The organism is Nocardia sp. 852002-51101_SCH5132738, from assembly GCF_001665695.1.
Taxonomy (GTDB): Bacteria; Actinomycetota; Actinomycetes; order Mycobacteriales; family Mycobacteriaceae; genus Nocardia; species Nocardia nova.
In genome coordinates, this window is sequence record NZ_LZML01000173.1 from 1 (window position 1) to 1,997 (window position 1,997).

A 1,997-nucleotide genomic window follows, 5' to 3' on the forward strand; every position below is an offset into this window, starting at 1 on the left:
AAGACGGCCTCCGGAACATCGGCCAAGGCGCAGCAGGCCATCCAGACCGCGCTCAGCAAACTGGGCGCGCCCTACGTCTGGGGGGCCGAGGGGCCCAATCAGTTCGACTGCTCCGGGCTCACGCAGTACGCGGCGAAGTCGGCCGGGGTCAACATTCCACGAACGGCGGACCAGCAGTACCAGCAACTCCCGAAGGTGGCGCCGGATCAGATCAGACCCGGCGACCTCATCTTCCCCCAAGCGGAATTCAACAACGGCAACCCAGGGCACGTCATGATGTACATCGGTAATGGTCAGGTGGTGGAGGCACCGAATTCCAAATCTGTTGTGCGAGTGCAACCGCTTCCCAAGAGCTTCCACGCCAGCCGCTGGACCTGACCGGTTCCTCAATATCCGACGTACGAGCCGCCGCCGTGCAGATTGGCGACGCCGGGCACATTGCTCACCGAACCATAGCGGTCGATGGAATAACGCACGCCCGCGATGATGTTGTCGACCGGATTCCAGATATCACGATGTCCGGGCAGCGCGTAGGCGTTGAAGGTCGAATCGATCGTCTGCATCAGGCCTTTCGAGGGATGTCCGGCCACGGCATTGCTGTCCCAGAGATTGATGGCATGCGGATTCCCGGAGGACTCGTGCGCGATGATGGTCGCGATGGCTCCGGGGTCGATCCGGCTGACGTCGTAGCCGTTCTGAGCGAGAATTTGCAAGGCCTGATTGATCCACAGGCCCGTCTCGCCGGCCGGCATCGAAGACGGAGGTCCGGACGATCCCGATCCGCCCGTGCGGTAGACCGTCCTGGTCGGATGTGAGTCCTGGACGTACTTCGCGGCCAGCGCCTCGATCCGCTGGGAGTCCAGGACTGCCGCCATCCGGCTCTGGTCCACGGTATTTCCGGCCCGCGCCAGTGCGTCGCCGAGCGTGACCATCACCTGTCGCCGGCCGGCGGCGGTATTGCTCACCGGCCCGAGCGCGGTGAGCGCGGCGTCCACCTCGGCGATGATCGCCGACATGGTGGCCCGGCCACGCGCGCTGGTATCGACGGTGTCGCCGAGGACCCGCGACAGTTCGGCGTTGAGATCGCCGATCGCGCTGTCACGTTCGGCGCGAGCGGTATTGCTCGCTGCGTAACCGGAGCCGAGGCCGCCGTCCCAGGCGATCGGTCCGGTGGGAGCGCCGTTGCCGGTCATCGGTGGTGCGTAGGGTTGTCCGGTGTCGGCGGTCGGCGTACCGGAACCGAAGCCGGCCGCCATGGTGGTCAGGCTGGTGAGGGCCGCGATGGCCATGGGTGTCGAGGCGCTGTGGGCGGCAAGGATATCCGAGTGGACGGCGGGCGCGGCGGCGGCGGGTGCGGAGCGAGCTTGCGCGATAGCTGCTGCAGCCGAATCGTTCGTCGCCGCAGCCGATTTCGCTACCGACGGCACGGCGGGCCCCGGCGCCGGGACCGCGCTCGGGCGCTGGTTTCGTCGTTCGCGCCGATCGGCCGGTGCGGTCGTCGCCACACCGGGCCGGGTCAGCGTCCACTCGTCGGCGGGATTGTCCGAACCGGACCGCAGCTCAGCGGATTTCGATCTCCGAGGTTCGGGTGAACGGGGCTGGGTCGGTTCCATCAGTACGCCACGTAGGCCTGGCCGTTGCGTACCGCCTCGACGCCCGGCACATTGCTGACGGATCCGTAGACGTCGATCGCGTAGCGGACACCGGCAACGATATTGTCCACGGGGTCGGAGATATTCTTGTGGCCCGGTGCCGCATATTTGTCGAAATTCGGCTGGATTATCTGCATCAGCCCCGTGGAGGGGGTCCCGTTCTTAGCGTTTATGTCGTCATTGTTGACGGCTCCGGGGTTACCGCTGCTCTCGTAGTGGATGATGATCGCTATCGCTTCGGGATCTATCTTGCCGGTGTCGTATCCCATTCCCTGCAGCACCTGCAGCGCCTGTTGAATCCATTGGCCCACAGTGCCTCCCACGGTCTTGGCGCCCGAGCCGCTC

At 65.5% G+C, this 1,997-nt stretch carries 3 protein-coding genes; 1 reads left to right on the forward strand and 2 read right to left on the reverse strand.

The features are described 5' to 3' along the window. A partial coding sequence (locus tag A5789_RS26090; protein ID WP_146098861.1) for a C40 family peptidase occupies positions 1 to 378 on the forward strand: 378 nt, incomplete at its 5' end. A gap of 8 nt (positions 379 to 386) precedes the next feature. Here A5789_RS26090 and A5789_RS26095 read toward each other — a convergent pair. Then, positions 387 to 1,289, reverse strand: a complete 903-nt coding sequence (locus A5789_RS26095) for a transglycosylase SLT domain-containing protein (protein ID WP_063019654.1) — start codon at positions 1,287 to 1,289, stop codon at positions 387 to 389. Positions 1,290 to 1,612: 323 nt separating this feature from the next. Continuing rightward, a partial coding sequence (locus A5789_RS26100; RefSeq protein WP_156773032.1) for a transglycosylase SLT domain-containing protein occupies positions 1,613 to 1,997 on the reverse strand: 385 nt, incomplete at its 5' end.

Coding starts and splice junctions, on each gene's coding strand:
- A5789_RS26095 (WP_063019654.1), bottom strand. CDS start 1,289: ATGGCCATCGCGGCCCTCACCAGCCTGACCACCATGGCGGCCGGCTTC.